The following is a 16,298-nucleotide window of genomic DNA, read 5'->3' as shown; positions in this document are numbered from 1 at the left end:
CCCGACTATCGGATAATGCCGCGGTGTGCACCACGAAGAGAGTCAATAAGCGGACGTATTTCGTCCATATCCGGGTAGGATTTTTCCAGATCTTCAACGGCCTGCTCGGTGGTCAGACCTTGCCGGTAGATAACCTTGTAGGCCCTGCGCAGGGTCAGCAGCACTTCCTTGCTGAACCCACGGCGGCGAAGACCTTCCACGTTCATGCCATGGGGCTGGGCAGACTGACCGCTGGCCATGACATAAGCCGGAATATCCTTGAGTACGATGCTGCCCCCGGCCGCCATGCTATGCGGACCGATGTGACAGAACTGGTGGACCATGGTGCCACCGCCGAGAATAGCCCAGTCGCCAACGGTGACGTGCCCTGCCAGGGTCGCGCAGTTGGCGAGTATGGTGTTGTCACCAACCGTGCAATCGTGGGCCACGTGGACGTATGCCATCAGCAGGTTGCCGCTGCCAATGCGGGTTTCGCCGCGATCCTGAACCGTGCCGCGGTGAATAGTGCAGTTTTCCCGGATCACGTTGTCATCACCGATCACCAGGGTGGTCGGCTCGCCGGCGTATTTCTTGTCCTGACACTCTTCTCCGATACTGGAGAACTGGAAAATGCGGTTGTTCCGGCCAATAACCGTAGGCCCTTTGACCACCACATGGGAGAGGATTTCGGTACCCTCTCCTATTTCCACATCGGGGCCGATGTAGCTCCACGGACCAACGGTTACGTTATCCGCCAGCCTGGCTGATGGGTCTACAATCGCTTGAGGATGGACACCCGACCAGTCATTTGTCGCCATCAAACTTCTCTCTCAGCGGTCAATATGTCGGCCACGCAGACGACTTCACCATCGACCAGTGCCCGGCACTCAAATTTCCAGATTCCGCGCTTGCCAGAGATGAAGGTCGATTCCATGCAGAGTCGGTCTCCTGGCACCACGGGGCGCTTGAAGCGCACCTTACTGGACCCAGCCAGATATTGTACCACGCCATCCGACGGTTTCCGTTCAACCGTCACAAATCCAAGCACCCCCGAAAGCTGCGCCATCGCCTCTATTATCAGCACTCCGGGCATGATCGGCTTATTCGGAAAATGGCCTGTAAAGAATGGTTCGTTGAAGGAAATGTTCTTATATCCCTTAATGGATTTACCCTTCTCGATTTCAGTAACCCGATCAACCAGCAAAAACGGGTATCTGTGGGGCAAATATTCCCGAATTTCTTCAATATACATCATCTTTAACGGCCTCAGCCTTCTGATTTCTTTTCCAGTTCTTTAAGCCTTCGCGCCATGGCGTCCAGCTGTCGAAAGCGAACTGCGTTTTTGCGCCACTGGCGATTCTTGTCGGCACTGGTGCCGGAAGAATACACCCCCGGCTCCCGGATATCACCGGTAACCAGTGTCATCCCTGTGAGATGCACCTGATCGGCAATCTCAAGGTGTCCGGCCACCCCGGACGCGCCGCCAAACACACAATGACTGCCGATGCGGGTACTGCCTGCGATCCCGACCATGGCCGCCATGGCACTGTGATCGCCGATGCGTACGTTGTGGGCGATCTGGATCAGGTTATCCAGTTTGACGCCGTTGCCAATCACGGTGTCGTCCAGAGCACCGCGATCAATCGTGGTATTGGCGCCCACCTCCACATCGTCACCCAGAACAACCTTGCCGATCTGGGCGATTCGGTGCCAGGCGCCTTTTTCATTGGCAAAACCAAAGCCGTCGGACCCGACCACCGCCCCACTAAGGATATGGCAACGCTGCCCCACGATGATGTCGTGAGCCAGGGTTACCCGGGGGCGTAATACAGTCTGACTTCCGATGCGGCATCGGGCGCCAACAATGGAGCCGGCTCCGATAATCACATGATCTCCGATCTCCGCTTCCGCTTCGATCACCACCTGGGGGCCAATGGCCGCGGTGTCTGAAATCCTTGCAGACGAATCCACAACCGCAGACGGATGAATGCCGGGCTGCTGGCGGGGCGCAGGATCAAACCAGTGACTGAGGCGAGCGTACCCGAGATAGGGATTGTCCAGTAACAGGACATTGGTCGGAGAATCGCCAGCCGCCGCCGGCGACAGGATGACGGCCGAGGCCTGGGTTTCTTTCAGGTATCGACCGTAGGAAGGATTGGCCAGAAAGGATATCTGCCCTGGCGTAGCCGCCTGCAGCGTGGCGACACCATGAATCTGTGTATCCGGATCTCCCCTGAGCTCCGCCCCCAGTTCGGCAGCAATGTCCCCCAGCCGGTAACAACGTTCTGTCATCACTTACTCCACAAGGTAAGACGGCCTGGCGCCGAATGGCACACCAGGCCGGCGCCGGGTCTGATCAGCGGTTCAGCTTGTCCAGCAATTCGTCTGTCAGGTTCATTTCCGGCTTCACGTAGACCACGGCTTCGCTGGGGAGAATCAGGTCCAGATCGTGTTCCTCAAGAAGCTCCTGAACGGCGCTATCGACATTCGGGCGGGCGTTTTCCAGGAAGGACTGTTTACGACTGGCCACAGTGGAATCCAGGCGTTGCTTGAGGAAGTTGAATTCCTTCACTTTTTCCTGAAACTCGGTGGTCAGTTGGCTACGCTCGGATTCGTTCATCATTGCGCCATCTTTTTCCAGGCGGTCCTTCAGTTTTCTCGCTGCTTCCTGGGCCTGGCGCACTTCGGCCTCGTCATCGGCGAAATCCCTCTGGAGGCTTTCACTGAATGTTTTTGCCTCGTTTGAAGAAAACAGGGCCTGACGGAGATCCACAACACCTATACGGGTCTCGGCCGCTGCCGGGAAAGACACGGCCAGCGCCAGCAGGGCGGCCATTGCTGCAAATCGAAACATGGTATTTCTCCTCTGTATCTTTCTTTTTCTACATCGTCCACTGATCAGAAGGTCTGTCCCAGTGAGAACTGGAAGATCTGTGTATCGTCACCACTCTTATCGTTCAGCGGCTTGGCCAGACTGAATGCCAGCGGACCGACGGCGGTGATCCACTGGAATCCGATACCCGCTGACACCCGTAATTCGTTCGCAGCAGGCTCAAAATCCCGGTCCGGATCAAACACCTGACCGGCATCCACAAAGAATGCCGAGCGCATGGAACGGCTATCCCCCGCAAACGGAGTCGGGAAGATCAGCTCCAGACTGCCCTCGGTCAGGACGTTACCACCAAACGGGTCCGGGTCTGACAAATCATTGGGGCTGTTTGTCGCCCTCGGCCCGAGGGAATTCGCTTCGAACCCACGGACAGAACCATAGCCGCCGGCATAGAAATGCTCATAAAACGGCATGACGTCACGGCCACTGTAGCCATCACCATACCCCACTTCCGTGCGCGCCCGCACGACCCAGGTCTGGTTTTCGTTCAGAGGCTGGTAGAAGTCGGTCTTATGGGTGAGCTTATAGAAGGTCAGATCACTCCCGGGAACGGCCACATCACCGGACAGGGAATGACTGTAACCATCGCTGGGCAGCACGCCACGGTTCAGGGTGCTGCGGCGCCAGGAACCAAACAGGAAGTAGTTGTGGAAATCGTTCCCTTCCTCGGCAATGAAATCCCGCACTTCCTGGGAAGTAAACCTGCCGCTTTTGACCTTGGACAGCGTGTACCCAACCCCGAAGTTCAGGCGGGTAATGCTGTCGGTCGGATACCCGAAAGTAAGCCGGCCACCGTACTCATCCAGCAGGTAGGAGGAAATATCCTGTTCTTCGAAATCCGTTTCCCGGGCAAATATACTGAAGCCACGGCTGACGCCATCGACCGTGTAGTAGGGATCGGAATAGGAGAAATTGGCACTTTTGATGGAATCACTGACGTTGACGCCAAACGAAACCCGCTTGCCACTGCCGAAGAAATTGTTCTCTGAGACATTCGCGCCCAGGATCACACCCGACGCCTGGGAGAAGCCAACCGATGCAGAGAGGCTACCCGTAGGCTGCTCAACAACGGAGTAGTTCACATCCACCATGTCATCCGTGCCGGGCACCGGAGTGGTTTCGACGTCTACGGTCTGGAAGAACCCCAGCCGCTCCAGCTTGGTCTTGGAGTATTCGATTCGATCCGTGGAAGCCACGCCGCCTTCCATCTGGGTCATTTCCTGGCGCAGGACTTCGTCCCGGGTAGACACGTTGCCCTCGAAGTTAACCCGGCGGACATAGGCGCGTTTTCCGGGTTCAACGTAGAACGTGACCGAGGCGGTATTGTCATCACTCGGTTCCGGCACCGCATTAACGTTGGCAAAGGCATAGCCTTCGCGACCCAGGCGCCGCGACAGACGCTCAGACACGGCCGTCATCATCGAGCGGGAGAACACATCCCCTTCCTCTATCGTGATGAGTTCACGCAACTCTTCCTCATCGACGATCAGTTCGCCCCGAAGCTGGACGTCAGACACTGTGTACTGAGGCCCCTCGTTCAGCGCAATCGCAATGAAGACCTGTTTCTTGTCGGGTGAGATTGATACCTGGCTGGACTCCACGTTGAAGTCCAGATAACCACGGTCCAGGTAGAACGATCTCAGGGTCTCCAGGTCACCGCTGAGCCGCTCCCGCGCATATTTGTCGGCATTGGTGATGGAGTTCCACCAGCTGCTGGTCCGGAGTTCAAACAGATCCAGCAACTCCTCATCATTGAAGTTTTCGTTGCCAATGATATTCATGTGCTGAATGGCCGCCACATCGCCTTCGTTGATATCGAGCTTGATGGCGACCCGGTTGCGGGGTAACTCTTCGGCGGTTGCCTTCACCCGGGCGTTGTAACGGCCCTGACTGATGTAAGAGCGCAGAATCTCAAGCTCAAGGCGTTCCAGCGTGGCACGACGGAATACCTGGCCCTCTTCAAGACCGGCTCCGGACAATGCATCCAGGAGCATATCCGTTTCAATATTCTTGTTGCCGTCGATTTCAATGGAGGTGATGGAAGGCCGTTCCAGGACCGTCAGGATCAGAACGCCACCGTCCCGGCTTGCTTCAATATCCGTGAACAGCCCCGTCCGGAACAGATCCTTGATCGCCCCGGCAAGTTCGGCTTCGTCCACCGGCTCCCCGATGTCGACCGGGAAGGCGGAGAAAACGGTACCTGCGGATACCCGTTGTAATCCCTCTACCTCAATATCAGAAACCGTAAATTCGTCAGCATGCGCTGAACTCATGCCGGTACCGGCAATTGCCAGACCTATGGCTACACCTAGAAGAGAACGTCTCATTCAGTCATTTCGCCTGTTAATGCGCGTAAGGAGCTCGCAATTCTCACAACCGCATCAGGTCGTTGTAAAGAGCAAACACCATTAATGTGAGAATCAATGCCATACCGATTCGTAATCCAAGCGCCTGAGCCTGCTCGGAAAGCGGCTTACGGCGAATCGCCTCGATGGTGTAATAAATGATATGACCACCATCCAGAACCGGTATCGGCAGAAGGTTGAGCACCCCCAGGCTTACGCTCAGGTAAGCCAGGAAGCGGATAAAGTCCTCGAAGCCGGAACTGACACTGGCTTCCGCAACCCGGGCAATCGTAATAGGGCCGCTGAGATTGGTGGGCGACAACAGCCCGGTAACCATCTTCTTGATGGCCACCAGCGTCAACCGGGTATCCGCCCAGGTTTCACTGACCGCATTGGGCACGGCCGCAACAGGCCCGAACCGTACGTCCCGCAGCACTTCGTCCGGCCAGCTTACCTGGGCCACACCGGCGCCCACAAAGCCAATTTTCTCGCCGCTTTCCGTGGTTTTCGATTCCGGCGTTACCTGCAAGTCCAGGCGTTCACCCTGACGCTCAACGGTTACCGCCAGGGTTGAGGCCGGTGAGGCGCGGATGATGTCCACCAACTCAAACCAGCCCGCAACGGGCTGTCCTTCCACGGCAACCACGCGATCTCCGGGTTGCAGGCCAGCGGCTTCGGCGGCACCGCCACTGACTATTTCATCCAGTACAGCGGGAATGGCCGGTCGCCAGGGTTCTATGCCGAACGCCCCCAGGGGATCGGGCCTGCTGTCCTGCAAGCGCCAGCCATCGAGGGATGTGGATAGTTCGCCACGACTGCCATTACGACTGACTACCAGAGCAACGCTGCTGTGCTCCCCGGCTCGCTCCAGCAGGCGCATGTTAATATCTCGCCAGGACGTCACCCTGTGACCATCCACCTCGTGGATTTCCATTCCCTCGACCAGACCCATGCGTTCCGCAATACTATCCGGCTTCACGTCGCCTACGATGGGCGCCACGGCGGTAAAGCCGACCACGCTCAACAACCAGTATGCGGCTATGGCGAAGAGAAAATTCGCTATCGGTCCGGCGGCTGCGATCGCAATACGCTTTGACGGCGGCTTGGAGGTAAACGCCTGGTCACGCAGCTCCTCGGGGACGGGCCCTTCCCGCTCATCGAGCATTTTGACGTAGCCACCCAGCGGAATCGCGGCTATCGCGAATTCAGTGCCATGGCGGTCGTACCAGGAAAACATGGGCTTCCCGAAACCGACGGAGAAACGAAGCACCTTGACCCCACAGCGTCTGGCCACCCAGAAATGGCCAAACTCATGAAGGGTCACCAGTATGCCCAGCGTTAAAGCGAGTGCAAGGACGGTTTGAACTATGTGCATAGTGCTCTCGATAGTTGGCGATTATCCCGACGGACCGGCCCGGTAGCGATAACTCAGACCGTCAGCAAGCGTATCTGTTCCCGGGCAAACCCACGGGCTTCAGCATCTTTTGCAAAGATGATATCGAAACTGTCGGCGGAAACCACCTCGGTCGCCGTCAGGGTGCGCTCTATAATAACGGGGATATCGGTAAAGCAAAGGTCGCCCGCCAAAAATGCCGCCACCGCCTCTTCGTTGGCGGCATTCAGCACTGCCGGAGCAGTCCCGCCGGATTGAAAGGCCTCCGCAGCCAGGCGTAGACAGGGAAACCGGATCATGTCCGGACGCTCGAAATGGAACCGACCGATGGCAAACAGATCCAGCGGCGCTACGCCGGCATCAATGCGTTCTGGCCAGGCCAGACCGTTGGCAATCGGCGTACGCATATCGGGGCTGCCCAACTGGGCCAGAACCGACCCATCGGCATACTCAACCATCGAATGGATGATGCTTTCCGGGTGGACGTGCACTTCAATCCGCGTCGGATCGGTGTTGAACAGCCAGCATGCTTCAATCAGCTCCAGCCCCTTGTTCATCAGGGTGGCGGAGTCCACGGAGATTTTCCGCCCCATGGACCAGTTGGGGTGGGCGCAGGCCTGTGACGGAGACACGCTCTTCAGCTCGTCTTCGGAATGCTGCCGGAAGGGCCCGCCGGACGCCGTGAGCAGTATACGGGTGATACCGGCGCCATCGGGATCACGAACCCTGTCCGCTGGCATGCACTGGAAGATCGCGTTGTGCTCACTGTCGATTGGCAGCAACTCAGCACCGGACTCGGCCACCGCGTCCATAAACAGCCGGCCGGACATGACCAGGGCTTCCTTGTTGGCCAGCAGGACGCGCTTTCCAGCCCGTACGGCGGAAAGCGTTGGCGGGAGGCCGGCAGCGCCTACAATAGCCGCCATGACCGTATCCACATCATCCGAACAGGCAACCTGGCACAACCCCGACTCTCCGCCGAGAACGGTTGTCGGAAGTTCCGATATGGCATCTGCCAACTGGCTGGCGGCGTCGTTGTCGGCCATGACGGCATAGGCCGGCCGGAACTCACGACACAGAATCACCATATCCTCAACCCGGGTGCTGGCCGTGAGGGCGTGAATCCGGAAGCGGTCCGGGTGGCGACGAATCACATCCAGCGTGCTCCGGCCAATCGACCCGGTGGCTCCAAGGATGGTTACATGGCGCATAATTTCACTCACCAGTGGCCAGCCGTCAGCCAGCCAAGCTGGGTAATAATCAGGGCAAACACGGGAATGGCAGCCGTAAGGCTGTCAATCCGGTCCATAATACCACCATGACCAGGAAGCAGTTGGCTGCTGTCCTTTATGCCACGAAAACGCTTGAGCATGCTCTCCAGGAGATCTCCCAACACTGAAACCAGCCCCGTCGCCAGGCTGGCGATCACCAGCAGCAGCGTCTGGTCCATGGGCGCGGAAGCCAGCTGACTTACGATGACCGCGAATACCGCAACCGCCACCAGGCCGCCCCAGACACCGGCCCAGGATTTTCCGGGGCTGACTCGTGGAGCCAGCTTGGCCTTGCCGAACGCCCGGCCCGCGAAATAGGCGCCGATATCGGCAACCCAGACAACGCAGAATACAAACAATATGACTAATAAATTGTTGGCAACATCACCGAACTGAAACGATCCGGTCCGCAAATGGTTCAACCCCACCCAGGCCGGAACCAGCACAAGCAGCCCCATCACGGCGCGAACAGGCAACCCGCCCCAGCGCTCGGATCCGGCCGGGTAACTGCGAACCATCAGGAAACAGATAAACCACCAGATAACGGCCAGCCAGAGCACGGCAACAGCGGATACATTGAGCAACCCGTACATCACGGCGGCAGCCACCGCCGCGTAGACCACGCGAGCCAACTGGGAGGTCATGCCCGACATGTTGGCCCATTCCCAGGCACCGATGGTGATAATGGCACCGGTAAACAGGGCAAAGCCGAGCGGTGGCAGAAAGAAGATGCCGCCAATGGCAATCGGGGCAAGGATAAGCGCAGTTATGATTCTGGTTTTTAGCACAATAGAGTTCGCTGTCTTGTCGTTATTTTTCCGGCTGGCGACTGGCAATCTGGTCATCGGTCTGGCCAAACCGCCGCTGCCGACCGGCATAGGCCTTCAGCGCTTCCCTCATTTCGTCCTCAAGGAAGTCGGGCCAGTAAACCGGTGAGAAGTACAGTTCGGTGTACGCCAGGTGCCAGAGCATGAAATTGCTGATGCGCTGCTCGCCCGCCGTGCGGATCATCAGGTCCGGCATGGGCAGGTCGCCAATGGAGAGATGCTGCTGAATCAGGCCATCGGTCACATCCGACGGTTCCAGCCCCCCTGCCCGGACCTTTTCCGCAACCTGCCTGGTTGCCTGCGTGATATCCCAGTGACCGCCATAGTTGGCGGCAATGACCAGGGTCATCAGGGTGTTATTGCGGGTCAACGCTTCCGCCTTTTCCATATGTTCCTGCAACGCAGGACTGAAGGCGGTCCGGTCACCGATGATCCGGAGCCGGATGTTGTTCCGATGAAGCTTTTTGACTTCCCGCTCCAGTGCAAACAGGAACAGGCGCATCAAGGCAGAGACCTCATCTTTGGGGCGCCGCCAGTTCTCGCTTGAGAAGGCAAACAGGGTCAGTACCTCCACCCCCTCGCGGGCGCAGGTCTCCACGACAGCTTTCACCGCATTCACGCCCGCCTTGTGGCCGGCCACCCCCGTCAGCTGGCGCGCTTTCGCCCAGCGGTTATTACCATCCATGATAATGGCCACATGCCGGGGCCGACTGTCAGCCGACACCGGAATCTCTGCGGATACAGTTTCCGTCATGAAGTCCCCTGCTCAGCCAGCGGGTGGACGCTGGCTGATCGTTGTGTCCGAATAAGACCCGGCTGAATCAGACAGCCATCAAGTCTTCTTCTTTTCCTTTGAGCATTTTTTCAATGTCGGCGATGTAACGATCCGTCAGCTTCTGAATCTCTTCCTCGCCCTTACGCTCCTCGTCTTCGTTGATTTCCTTCTCTTTGAGCAGTTCTTTCAACATGGAGTTGGCGTCACGACGAGCGTTACGGATAGAGACCCGACCGTGCTCGGCATCGGCTTTTGCCTGCTTGACCATTTCCTTACGGGTTTCTTCGGTCAGCATCGGCATCGGAACGCGGATGGTGTCGCCGCTGGTGGCAGGGTTCAAACCCAGATCCGACGTCATGATGGCTTTTTCAATCGTCGGCACGAGGTTCTTTTCCCAGGGCGATATCGTCAGTGTACGGTTGTCTTCAACGTTCACGCTCGCAACCTGCTTCAGCGGCGTTTCCTGGCCATAGTAGTTCACCATGACGCTGTCGAGAATGGCAGGATGGGCACGGCCTGTGCGGATTTTGTTGAAGGCTGAGTGGAGAGCATCAACGCTCTTTTTCATTTTCTTCTCAGCTTCGGATTTGATGTCGTTGATCACTAGAGCATCCTCAATTCGTTATTCATGTCAGTCCGTTTTCCGGCCAGTCTGATGCGGGCCGGATCAACCACGTTATTCGATCAGTGTACCTTCTTTTTCGCCGGTCACGATGCGCGTCAGCGCACCCGGGCGATTCATATCGAACACCCGCAGCGGCATACCGTGATCCCGGGCCAGGCAGATCGCTGTCAGGTCCATCACGCCCAGCTTTTTATCCAGCACTTCGTCATAGGTCAGATGGTCGTATTTTTCTGCTGACGAGTCGAGATAGGGGTCCGCCGAATAGACACCATCCACCTTGGTCGCCTTCAGGACCGCATCCGCCTCGATCTCGATACCACGCAGACAGGCAGCGGAGTCAGTGGTAAAGAAGGGGTTACCCGTGCCGGCGCAGAAAATCACCACATCACCGTCTTTCAGGTCGCGCACTGCGCGACGGCGATCATAGTGCTCAACGATGCCGCTCATGGGAATGGCCGACATGACACGGGTACGGATATTCGAGCGCTCAAGCGCATCGCGCATAGCCAACCCGTTCATCACGGTTGCCAGCATACCCATGTGGTCGCCGGTTACCCGATCCATGCCCGCGGCATTCAGGGCAGCGCCACGGAACAGGTTACCGCCACCGATAACCAGGCCTACCTGAACACCAATACCGATCAGGGCGCCGATTTCCAGTGCCATGCGGTCAAGAACTTTGGGATCAATACCGAAATCGTGCTCGCCCATCAGGGCTTCGCCACTGAGCTTGAGCAGAACACGCTTGTATCTGGGCTGGGTTTTCGATGATGTCGGCATGGTGATCCCCTTTTCGTCTGTTGGCTGCTATCTGGCGCGACAAGCTTCGCAGGCTTGTATCTGACATACTCCTCAATAAAAAGGGGTATCTCAGATACAAGCCCGCCACGAGAGCCAGGTCACCCCAGCCAACGTGGCAGACTCAGGTGGCGCTGCAACCACTGGGGTCGCAGCGCCAAACAGAAGGATCAGGCCTTGCCTGTGCCGGCTGCAGCAGCAACCTCGGCAGCAAAGTCCACTTCTTCCTTCTCAATACCTTCACCGACTTCCAGGCGAACAAAACCAACCAGCTCACCGCCGGCGGACTTGATCAGCTCACCCACGGTCTGGTCAGGGTTCTTGACGAAAGGCTGCTCAACAAGGCTGTTTTCCTTGAGGAACTTCTTGATGCGGCCGCCCATCATCTTCTCGACGATTTCGGCAGGCTTGCCTTCCATATCCGGCTGGGCCTTGATGACGTCTTTTTCTTTCTCGAGTTCATCGGCAGGCATGTCTTCCGGCTTGCCAACCCGCGGGTTAACAGCGGCAGCGTGCATGGCGATGTCACGGGCAACCTCGGAGTCACCAGCGGTCAGGGCCACAACAGATGCGATCTTGTTGTTGCTGTGGACATAGCCGCCCACAACCGGACCTTCGACCTTAACGATGCGACGTACAGTGATGTTCTCGCCAATCTTCTGAACCAGCGCTTCACGCTTGGCTTCCAGATCGCCGTCCATCAGCTTGGCTACGTCGGTTTCACCCTTTTCGAAGGCAACGTCCAGAACGTCGTTGGCGAAGCTGATGAAGTTGTCATCACGGGCAACGAAGTCGGTCTCGGAGTTGACTTCCAGGATGAAGGCAACGGTGTTGTCGTCAGAAATCTTGATCAGAGATACGCCTTCAGCGGCAGTACGGCCGGCCTTTTTGGCGGCTTTCAGGCCGGAAGACTTGCGCAGCTCTTCAATCGCAGTATCAACACTGCCATCAGCTTCGACCAGTGCTTTCTTGCACTCCATCATGCCGAGGCCGGTACGCTCACGCAGCTCTTTAACCATTGCAGCGGTAATTGCAGCCATGTTCAATCCTCTTGTTCCGAATTCGGTGGGAAGGTGTGCCCGGGGTTAATCACGGGCACACCCGACATCTCAAATCTGAAGGGAAAACATTACTCAGCGGCTGGAGCAGCACCTTCAGCATCTTCGCTGACTTCAACAAACTCGTCAGCGCCGGCACCGGCAGACTGGGTCGCATCGATGCAGGTATCGGCAACGGCCTTCACGTAAATCTGGATAGCGCGAATGGCGTCATCGTTGCCCGGGATTACGTAATCAACACCGTCAGGATCGCTGTTGGTATCAACAACACCGATAACAGGAATGCCCAGCTTGTTGGCTTCCTTGATGGCGATGCGCTCGTGGTCCACGTCGATTACGAACATGGCATCCGGCAGGCCACCCATGTCCTTGATACCGCCGATAGAACGCTCAAGGCGGTCCATTTCGCGGGTGCGATCAAGGGCTTCTTTCTTGGTCAGCTTGTCGAAAGTACCATCCTGGCTCTGAGCTTCCAGGTCACGGTAGCGACGGATAGACTGACGGATGGTCTTGTAGTTGGTCAGCATGCCACCCAACCAGCGGTGGTTTACGAAAGGCTGACCAGCGCGCTCGGCTTCTTCCTTCACGATTTTCGCTGCGGCACGCTTGGTACCTACGAACAGAACCTTGTTCTTGTTCTCTGCCAGTTGCTGAACGAACTTGAGTGCGTCGTTCATGGCAGGAACAGTCTGTTCCAGGTTGATGATATGAATCTTGTTGCGGGCGCCGAAGATGAACTTCGACATTTTCGGGTTCCAGTAACGGGTCTGGTGACCGAAGTGAGCACCTGCCTTGAGCAGGTCACGCATATTTACCTGAGCCATGATATTTACCTTTTTAGCTTCGGGTTAGTCCTCCACGCGTCCGATTGACCCAACCATGCTCCTTAAAACAGGAGACGGCACCCTGGGACAACGTGTCGACACGTGTGTGAATTTGCCGGATTTGTTTCCAGCGGGCGCGTTTATACCATAAAAACGCACCCTGGTGCCATCTATTTCAGCATGCCGATGACTCCCCGCCAAGGCTTCATATCAATCCTGTTATAGCGGCTATATCACCCCAGCTATTACTTGCCTCCCTTCTATGACGAATAATTCCAAACACACCGCACCAAGCAGACCAGGACAAAAAAGACACAACAGGGAAACCACGAAAGGAGGCAACGGTGTTCAAACTGGCAACCACATTCACACTTGCGGCAGCAGCTCTGGGTACCGCCCAGGCGGCGGAGGTCCGCATCGATCGCACACTCAACGCCCCGATTGAGCAGATCTGGGAGTCATTCAGCACATTCTGCTCTATCCAGAACTGGCAGTCGCTGGTCAACACCTGCGACGTCTACGAGAACCGCCACGGCATTCACCGCACCATCGTCATGAATGACGGCGGCGTGTTTGTAGAGCGGCTCAGCGAGTTCTCGGACAGCCAGCACTCGTACACCTACACCATTGTTGCCGGCCCGCTTGGCCTTAAAAACTACCAGGCAAGCCTGGACTTTGATGCCACGCAAGCCAGACGCACCCACCTCACCTGGCGGGCCAGCTTCGACATCGAGCCGGAACTGGAACAGGAAATGACCGAAACCCTGACCCTCCTGTTCAACAACGGCATCGACGGCATGGAAGACATGCTGAACGAGGCCCGGCGCGGCAACCCTCATCACACACATTCACAGCACCGGTAAACCCGGCGCACTTTGCAAACCAAACCGTAAAGGAGTAACGCAATGATTCTAGTAATTGGAGCCACAGGCAACACCGGCAGCCAGGTCTGCCAGGAACTCAGCGCCCAGGGCATCGCCTACCGCGCCCTGACCCGCAACGCCGACGACGCACGCGGCAAGCTGCCCACTGAGGCTGAGATTGTTGAGGCTGACCTCGGCAATGCCGATCAGGTTCTGAGAGCGCTTCAGGGTGTCACCGGCGTATACCTGGCCACACCGCCAAACGCCGAAATGGTCGACTGGCAGATTGGCGTGATCGACGCGGCCAAACAGGCCGGCGTCAGCAAGGTGGTGAAACTCTCGGGCCTGGGCGCCTCGCCAGACGCCGGACCGCGGCTTCCACGGCTTCACGCTCAAGTCGAGGAGCACCTGCGCACCTCCGGACTGGACTACTGCATCCTGCAACCCAACCTGTTCATGCAGAACCTTCTGGGGCACGGCGACAGCGTCAAGTCCGACGGACTGATCTACGCGCCCGCAGCCAATGGCCAGATCAGCTTTACCGACATCGGCGACATTGCCCGGACCGCGGTGCGTTGCCTCACTGATGACAACCTGAAACAGGAAGTCATCGCCCTTACCGGGCGCAGCGCCGAAACGTTCCACAGCGTTGCCGAGGAGTTGTCCCACCTGACCGGCAAGCAGGTTCAGTACCAACCGGTCTCCTTCTCGGATGCCCGCGCCTCCATGGTTGATGCAGGCTATGGTGAGTGGCTCTCGGACGCGCTGATCGAGTTGTTTGAGCTCTACGCCGACAACCAGGGCAGCTATGTCAGTGATGATTACAAGAAAGTGATGGGGCGCCAACCCACGCAGGTTAACGAATTCCTCAAGCAGCATCAGTCAGCCTTTATGTCGTAACCCACCAGCAGGCCACAATTCGTGGCCTGCTTTATTTCAAGGAGAGAAACGTCATGGATATGAACTACCTGATCGTTGTCGGCGACAAGTTTTCCGGGTTCGCCAGAAATGAAAACATCGTCAAACAATCGCAACTGGACGTCGAACTCAAACAGCGCACCCATCAGCCCACCTCACTGATAGCCGGCCAGGGATTGACCCGGGAAACGATTGAGGAAATCGACCGCCTGATCGCTCGATTCCCGCGAACCCAGTGGCTTGAAGCCGAAGGCACCGGACTAGAGACAGCCCCCGAACGCCTGTGCCACAAGAGTCGGGCAGAGAATCGCCTGGTCAGCCTTCCGACCCGCCTGAGTGAGCGGCATATGCAGATGGACCTGCTGGTGCACAATGACAATGAGCTGATGCTCGACCATATAACTGGCCAGCACATTCAGGGCATGGTTCTGATAGAAGCCGCGCGGCAAAGCTTCCTGACCGTAACGGAGCAGTTCCACGCCAAGAAGGATCAGCAGTACTATTTTGTCATCAACCGTATGGACACGCGCTTCCACAGTTTCGTGTTCCCTCTGGGCGCTACCATTGACTACCAGATTCATTCGCTCAGAGCCAGCAAGCGGGGCACCATTTCCAGCGCCGCCACCATCAATTTCCATCAATGCAACGACACTCCCGCCACAACCTGCGAGGTTGAATTCACCGCATACCCTGCGGAATTCCTGGCCGGAAAGGAGCAGAACCTGGCCGCTAACATGGTCACACGCTTTGTCAGCGAATTCGCTGAAGAGGGTTCTCAACTGTCAGCTTGATGTGCAATGCCCGCCCTGCCCACCACGCGCTGGACAATTTCTCTTATCCAGCGCTGGGCAGGGTCGCGGTCCAGACGCCTCAACCAGATAAGAAAAAAGGTGTGAACGTGACTCTTCAAAGGCAACTCATGAAGCACCAGTGGATACCGCCTCGCGTAATAACGGGCAAACTGACGGGGAAGTGTGCAAATCAGGTCGCTGTCGGCAACCAGTTGCAGCGCGTTGGTAAAGAACGGCAGGCGCAGCCGAATCCTTCGGTGCATCGACAACTTGGCCAGCTCATCGTCAATCCATCCACTGCGTGCGTCTTCATAGGTGACGAGGATATGCTCGAGCCGGCTGAACGCATCCAGCGTCAGAGGACCGCCTCCGACCAGAGGGTGATGCTCCCGGGCCACGGTCACGTAATCGTCCTGAAACAGCGGTTCATAGCAATACAGCGAACTGCTACTGAAGTGCGACACGATCGCCACGTCGATGGCGCTCTTTTCGAGCAGGGACAAGGCATCAAGGTAGTTGGCACTGAGAAAGGAAAGACTCACCCCCGCGCTCTCTCTCATTACTGCCTGAATCAACGGGTTGGCGTGAAGGCTGAGCACCAGGTCATTCACTCCGAGCCGAAAGTTCACATCGGACCGGTTTGGCTGAAACTCCCTGAAACAATCGATTCCCGCATGAAGGCTGTCCAGTGCCTGCTCCACATAACTGGCCATGAGCATGGCCTTGGGCGTCGGCAGCATACGATTCCGATGCCGGGTGAAGAGCGGGTCGTTGAGACTGTCCCGCATACGGGCCAGGCAGCGGCTGATCGAGGGCTGGCTGGTATCCAGCTGATCAGCGGCAGCAGAAAGGTTTTTGGTCTTGTAGATGGCATCAAACACCATCAACGACTTGATATCCATATCCCTGATATCCATTCGAACAATCCCTTTAAATTTGAG

Annotated in this window: 17 protein-coding genes; 3 read left to right on the top strand and 14 right to left on the bottom strand. The window is 57.1% G+C overall.

Translation table 11 applies throughout. The annotated features are described in order from the left end of the window. Window positions 1–5: 5 nt before the first annotated feature. The 13 genes from lpxA to rpsB form a co-directional block, all read right to left on the bottom strand. A complete protein-coding gene (lpxA, locus tag ACQUWM_RS07975) occupies window positions 6–797 on the bottom strand; it encodes an acyl-ACP--UDP-N-acetylglucosamine O-acyltransferase (RefSeq protein WP_407002349.1) in 792 nt (263 codons plus the stop codon). Continuing rightward, complete coding sequence (fabZ, locus tag ACQUWM_RS07970) at window positions 797–1,234, bottom strand: 3-hydroxyacyl-ACP dehydratase FabZ (RefSeq protein WP_407002348.1); 438 nt, start codon at window positions 1,232–1,234, stop codon at window positions 797–799. The genes lpxA and fabZ overlap by 1 nt, the downstream gene beginning before the upstream one ends. Window positions 1,235–1,245: 11 nt before the next feature. After that, window positions 1,246–2,271, bottom strand: a complete 1,026-nt coding sequence (lpxD, locus tag ACQUWM_RS07965; RefSeq protein WP_428921770.1) for a UDP-3-O-(3-hydroxymyristoyl)glucosamine N-acyltransferase — start codon at window positions 2,269–2,271, stop codon at window positions 1,246–1,248. Between the two features lie 64 nt (window positions 2,272–2,335). Beyond that, window positions 2,336–2,833 carry an OmpH family outer membrane protein gene (locus tag ACQUWM_RS07960; protein WP_428921769.1) on the bottom strand — a complete coding sequence of 166 codons (498 nt, stop codon included), beginning with the start codon at window positions 2,831–2,833 and terminating at the stop codon, window positions 2,336–2,338. A gap of 44 nt (window positions 2,834–2,877) precedes the next feature. Further along, entirely contained in the window at window positions 2,878–5,196 is a 2,319-nt protein-coding gene (gene bamA, locus ACQUWM_RS07955) for an outer membrane protein assembly factor BamA (protein WP_428921768.1), read from the bottom strand. 43 nt (window positions 5,197–5,239) lie between these two features. Continuing rightward, complete coding sequence (rseP, locus tag ACQUWM_RS07950) at window positions 5,240–6,589, bottom strand: RIP metalloprotease RseP (protein ID WP_428921767.1); 1,350 nt, start codon at window positions 6,587–6,589, stop codon at window positions 5,240–5,242. Between the two features lie 53 nt (window positions 6,590–6,642). Continuing rightward, window positions 6,643–7,818: a 1-deoxy-D-xylulose-5-phosphate reductoisomerase gene (gene ispC, locus ACQUWM_RS07945; protein WP_407002343.1), complete on the bottom strand. Its 1,176-nt coding sequence runs from the start codon at window positions 7,816–7,818 to the stop codon at window positions 6,643–6,645. A gap of 8 nt (window positions 7,819–7,826) precedes the next feature. Beyond that, on the bottom strand, window positions 7,827–8,666 hold the full coding sequence (locus ACQUWM_RS07940) for a phosphatidate cytidylyltransferase (protein ID WP_428921816.1): 840 nt from the start codon (window positions 8,664–8,666) through the stop codon (window positions 7,827–7,829). Between the two features lie 22 nt (window positions 8,667–8,688). Continuing rightward, a complete protein-coding gene (uppS, locus tag ACQUWM_RS07935; RefSeq protein WP_406987857.1) occupies window positions 8,689–9,459 on the bottom strand; it encodes a polyprenyl diphosphate synthase in 771 nt (256 codons plus the stop codon). Window positions 9,460–9,526: 67 nt separating this feature from the next. Next, on the bottom strand, window positions 9,527–10,084 hold the full coding sequence (gene frr, locus ACQUWM_RS07930; protein WP_407002340.1) for a ribosome recycling factor: 558 nt from the start codon (window positions 10,082–10,084) through the stop codon (window positions 9,527–9,529). A 72-nt stretch (window positions 10,085–10,156) separates the two neighbouring features. Further along, window positions 10,157–10,885, bottom strand: coding sequence for a UMP kinase (gene pyrH / locus ACQUWM_RS07925; protein WP_406987859.1), 729 nt, complete (start codon window positions 10,883–10,885; stop codon window positions 10,157–10,159). Between the two features lie 188 nt (window positions 10,886–11,073). Then, on the bottom strand, window positions 11,074–11,943 hold the full coding sequence (tsf, locus tag ACQUWM_RS07920) for a translation elongation factor Ts (RefSeq protein ID WP_407002339.1): 870 nt from the start codon (window positions 11,941–11,943) through the stop codon (window positions 11,074–11,076). Between the two features lie 89 nt (window positions 11,944–12,032). Continuing rightward, on the bottom strand, window positions 12,033–12,785 hold the full coding sequence (gene rpsB, locus ACQUWM_RS07915) for a 30S ribosomal protein S2 (protein WP_407002338.1): 753 nt from the start codon (window positions 12,783–12,785) through the stop codon (window positions 12,033–12,035). 344 nt (window positions 12,786–13,129) lie between these two features. Between rpsB and ACQUWM_RS07910 the strand changes: the two genes are divergently transcribed. The 3 genes from ACQUWM_RS07910 to ACQUWM_RS07900 are packed head-to-tail and all read left to right on the top strand — an operon-like array spanning window position 13,130 to window position 15,357. Further along, window positions 13,130–13,648: an SRPBCC family protein gene (locus tag ACQUWM_RS07910; protein ID WP_407002337.1), complete on the top strand. Its 519-nt coding sequence runs from the start codon at window positions 13,130–13,132 to the stop codon at window positions 13,646–13,648. Window positions 13,649–13,690: 42 nt separating this feature from the next. Next, the gene (locus ACQUWM_RS07905) at window positions 13,691–14,548 is read left to right on the top strand and encodes an SDR family oxidoreductase (RefSeq protein WP_428921766.1); all 858 of its coding nucleotides are present in this window, start codon (window positions 13,691–13,693) and stop codon (window positions 14,546–14,548) included. A 53-nt stretch (window positions 14,549–14,601) separates the two neighbouring features. Further along, window positions 14,602–15,357 carry an AfsA-related hotdog domain-containing protein gene (locus tag ACQUWM_RS07900; protein WP_407002334.1) on the top strand — a complete coding sequence of 252 codons (756 nt, stop codon included), beginning with the start codon at window positions 14,602–14,604 and terminating at the stop codon, window positions 15,355–15,357. On the opposite strand, the gene ACQUWM_RS07895 is transcribed toward ACQUWM_RS07900, so the two are convergent. Continuing rightward, window positions 15,342–16,274 carry a LysR family transcriptional regulator gene (locus ACQUWM_RS07895; protein WP_407002333.1) on the bottom strand — a complete coding sequence of 311 codons (933 nt, stop codon included), beginning with the start codon at window positions 16,272–16,274 and terminating at the stop codon, window positions 15,342–15,344. The two genes, ACQUWM_RS07900 and ACQUWM_RS07895, sit on opposite strands and share 16 nt — an antisense overlap. Between the last annotated feature and the right edge of the window lie 24 nt (window positions 16,275–16,298).

It is taken from the genome of Marinobacter sp. DUT-3 (assembly GCF_050379435.1).
Lineage (GTDB): Bacteria > Pseudomonadota > Gammaproteobacteria > Pseudomonadales > Oleiphilaceae > Marinobacter.
The sequence above is the reverse complement of the archived record's forward strand: the minus strand, read 5'-3'. Positions and strand labels throughout refer to the sequence as shown.

What these genes read in the sequence shown, in the direction of transcription:
- lpxD (WP_428921770.1), bottom strand. Translation starts at nt 2,271, where the DNA reads ATGACAGAACGTTGTTACCGGCTGGGGGACATTGCTGCCGAACTGGGG.
- ACQUWM_RS07900 (WP_407002334.1), top strand. Translation starts at nt 14,602, where the DNA reads ATGGATATGAACTACCTGATCGTTGTCGGCGACAAGTTTTCCGGGTTC.
- ACQUWM_RS07905 (WP_428921766.1), top strand. Translation starts at nt 13,691, where the DNA reads ATGATTCTAGTAATTGGAGCCACAGGCAACACCGGCAGCCAGGTCTGC.
- uppS (WP_406987857.1), bottom strand. Translation starts at nt 9,459, where the DNA reads ATGACGGAAACTGTATCCGCAGAGATTCCGGTGTCGGCTGACAGTCGG.
- bamA (WP_428921768.1), bottom strand. Translation starts at nt 5,196, where the DNA reads ATGAGACGTTCTCTTCTAGGTGTAGCCATAGGTCTGGCAATTGCCGGT.
- lpxA (WP_407002349.1), bottom strand. Translation starts at nt 797, where the DNA reads ATGGCGACAAATGACTGGTCGGGTGTCCATCCTCAAGCGATTGTAGAC.
- rseP (WP_428921767.1), bottom strand. Translation starts at nt 6,589, where the DNA reads ATGCACATAGTTCAAACCGTCCTTGCACTCGCTTTAACGCTGGGCATA.
- ispC (WP_407002343.1), bottom strand. Translation starts at nt 7,818, where the DNA reads ATGCGCCATGTAACCATCCTTGGAGCCACCGGGTCGATTGGCCGGAGC.
- ACQUWM_RS07895 (WP_407002333.1), bottom strand. Translation starts at nt 16,274, where the DNA reads ATGGATATCAGGGATATGGATATCAAGTCGTTGATGGTGTTTGATGCC.
- rpsB (WP_407002338.1), bottom strand. Translation starts at nt 12,785, where the DNA reads ATGGCTCAGGTAAATATGCGTGACCTGCTCAAGGCAGGTGCTCACTTC.
- fabZ (WP_407002348.1), bottom strand. Translation starts at nt 1,234, where the DNA reads ATGATGTATATTGAAGAAATTCGGGAATATTTGCCCCACAGATACCCG.
- tsf (WP_407002339.1), bottom strand. Translation starts at nt 11,943, where the DNA reads ATGGCTGCAATTACCGCTGCAATGGTTAAAGAGCTGCGTGAGCGTACC.
- ACQUWM_RS07960 (WP_428921769.1), bottom strand. Translation starts at nt 2,833, where the DNA reads ATGTTTCGATTTGCAGCAATGGCCGCCCTGCTGGCGCTGGCCGTGTCT.
- pyrH (WP_406987859.1), bottom strand. Translation starts at nt 10,885, where the DNA reads ATGCCGACATCATCGAAAACCCAGCCCAGATACAAGCGTGTTCTGCTC.